This is a genomic window from Pasteurella sp. P03HT (assembly GCF_054052285.1).
On the sequence record NZ_JBSIUM010000013.1, the window covers coordinates 1 to 2,961 of the forward strand.

At 49.3% G+C, this 2,961-nt stretch carries 1 rRNA gene; it reads left to right on the plus strand.

The features are described 5' to 3' along the window. Positions 1-149: 149 nt before the first annotated feature. Positions 150-2,961: ribosomal RNA gene (locus tag ACWIT3_RS09510) — 23S ribosomal RNA — on the plus strand; the annotation flags it as partial.

Genomic DNA, 2,961 nt, shown 5'->3' on the forward strand with positions numbered 1-2,961 from the left:
TGGAAACAAGCTGAAAACTGAGAGATTTTCGAAAGAAAGTCTGAGTAATGAAGAAAATCTTGCATGAAAAAAGGCGTGCAAGTGTTTAGACGTTTATCGAACAGCCTGTAGAGAAGTATTTTTGTTATTGAGAATACTTGAGGTTGTATAGTTAAGTGACTAAGCGTACACGGTGGATGCCTAGGCAATCAGAGGCGAAGAAGGACGTGCTAATCTGCGAAAAGCTTGGATGAGTTGATAAGAAGCGTTTAATCCAAGATATCCGAATGGGGAAACCCAGTAGATGAAGAATCTACTATCATTAACTGAATTCATAGGTTAATGAGGCGAACCGGGAGAACTGAAACATCTAAGTACCCCGAGGAAAAGAAATCAACCGAGATTCTGTGAGTAGCGGCGAGCGAAAGCGGAGGAGCCTGTTAGTAATAGCGACAAAGACAGAGGAATGAGCTGGGAAGCTCAGCGAGACAGGGTGATAGCCCCGTACTTGAAGTGTTTGTGGTGGTACTGAGCTAACGATAAGTAGGGCGGGACACGAGAAATCCTGTTTGAAGATGGGGGGACCATCCTCCAAGGCTAAATACTCCTGATTGACCGATAGTGAACCAGTACTGTGAAGGAAAGGCGAAAAGAACCCCGGTGAGGGGAGTGAAATAGAACCTGAAACCGTGTACGTACAAGCAGTGGGAGCCTGAAAGGGTGACTGCGTACCTTTTGTATAATGGGTCAGCGACTTATATTTTGTAGCGAGGTTAACTGAATAAGGGAGCCGAAGGGAAACCGAGTCTTAACTGGGCGTTGAGTTGCAAGGTATAGACCCGAAACCCGGTGATCTAGCCATGGGCAGGTTGAAGGTTGGGTAACACTAACTGGAGGACCGAACCGACTAATGTTGAAAAATTAGCGGATGACTTGTGGCTGGGGGTGAAAGGCCAATCAAACCGGGAGATAGCTGGTTCTCCCCGAAATCTATTTAGGTAGAGCCTTGAGCGGACACCTTCGGGGGTAGAGCACTGTTTCGGCTAGGGGTCCATCCCGGATTACCAACCCGATGCAAACTGCGAATACCGAAGAGTGATACTCAGGAGACACACGGCGGGTGCTAACGTTCGTCGTGGAGAGGGAAACAACCCAGACCGCCAGCTAAGGTCCCAAAGTCTATATTAAGTGGGAAACGAAGTGGGAAGGCTTAGACAGCTAGGATGTTGGCTTAGAAGCAGCCATCATTTAAAGAAAGCGTAATAGCTCACTAGTCGAGTCGGCCTGCGCGGAAGATGTAACGGGGCTAAATATAGCACCGAAGCTGCGGCATCAGTAGCAATACTGTTGGGTAGGGGAGCGTTGTGTAAGCGGATGAAGGTGACTTGAGAGGGTTGCTGGACGTATCACAAGTGCGAATGCTGACATAAGTAACGATAAAACGAGTGAAAAACTCGTTCGCCGGAAGACCAAGGGTTCCTGTCCAACGTTAATCGGGGCAGGGTGAGTCGGCCCCTAAGGCGAGGCTGAAAAGCGTAGTCGATGGGAAACGGGTTAATATTCCCGTACTTGGATAAACTGCGATGTGGGGACGGAGAAGGTTAGGTTATCGACCTGTTGGATGGTCGTTTAAGGTGGTAGGTGGAATGTTTAGGCAAATCCGGACATTCATAACACTGAGAGCTGATGACGAGGTGCTACGGCACTGAAGTAACTGATACCCTGCTTCCAGGAAAAGCCACTAAGCTTCAGGTTTATCTAAACCGTACTGAAAACCGACACAGGTGGTCAGGTAGAGAATACTCAGGCGCTTGAGAGAACTCGGGTGAAGGAACTAGGCAAAATAGCACCGTAACTTCGGGAGAAGGTGCGCTTACCGTAATTGTAATCCCTTGCGGATGAAGGTGAAGTAAGTCGAAGATACCAGCTGGCTGCAACTGTTTATTAAAAACACAGCACTCTGCAAACACGAAAGTGGACGTATAGGGTGTGATGCCTGCCCGGTGCTGGAAGGTTAATTGATGGTGTTATCGAAAGAGAAGCTCCTGATCGAAGCCCCAGTAAACGGCGGCCGTAACTATAACGGTCCTAAGGTAGCGAAATTCCTTGTCGGGTAAGTTCCGACCTGCACGAATGGCATAATGATGGCCAGGCTGTCTCCACCCGAGACTCAGTGAAATTGAAATCGCCGTGAAGATGCGGTGTACCCGCGGCTAGACGGAAAGACCCCGTGAACCTTTACTATAGCTTGACACTGAACATTGAATTTTGATGTGTAGGATAGGTGGGAGACTTTGAAGATGACACGCCAGTGTTGTTGGAGTCGTCCTTGAAATACCACCCTTTAACGTTTGATGTTCTAACGAAGGATGCGAAACGCGTTCTCGGACAGTGTCTGGTGGGTAGTTTGACTGGGGCGGTCTCCTCCCAAAGAGTAACGGAGGAGCACGAAGGTTTGCTAATGACGGTCGGACATCGTCAGGTTAGTGCAATGGTATAAGCAAGCTTAACTGCGAGACAGACAAGTCGAGCAGGTGCGAAAGCAGGTCATAGTGATCCGGTGGTTCTGAATGGAAGGGCCATCGCTCAACGGATAAAAGGTACTCCGGGGATAACAGGCTGATACCGCCCAAGAGTTCATATCGACGGCGGTGTTTGGCACCTCGATGTCGGCTCATCACATCCTGGGGCTGAAGTAGGTCCCAAGGGTATGGCTGTTCGCCATTTAAAGTGGTACGCGAGCTGGGTTTAGAACGTCGTGAGACAGTTCGGTCCCTATCTGCCGTGGGCGTTGGATGATTGAGAGGGGCTGCTCCTAGTACGAGAGGACCGGAGTGGACGCATCACTGGTGTTCCAGTTGTCTCGCCAGAGGCATTGCTGGGTAGCTAAATGCGGAAGAGATAAGTGCTGAAAGCATCTAAGCACGAAACTTGCCTCGAGATGAGTCATCCCTGACTTAGAGTCAGTAAGGGTTGTTGTAG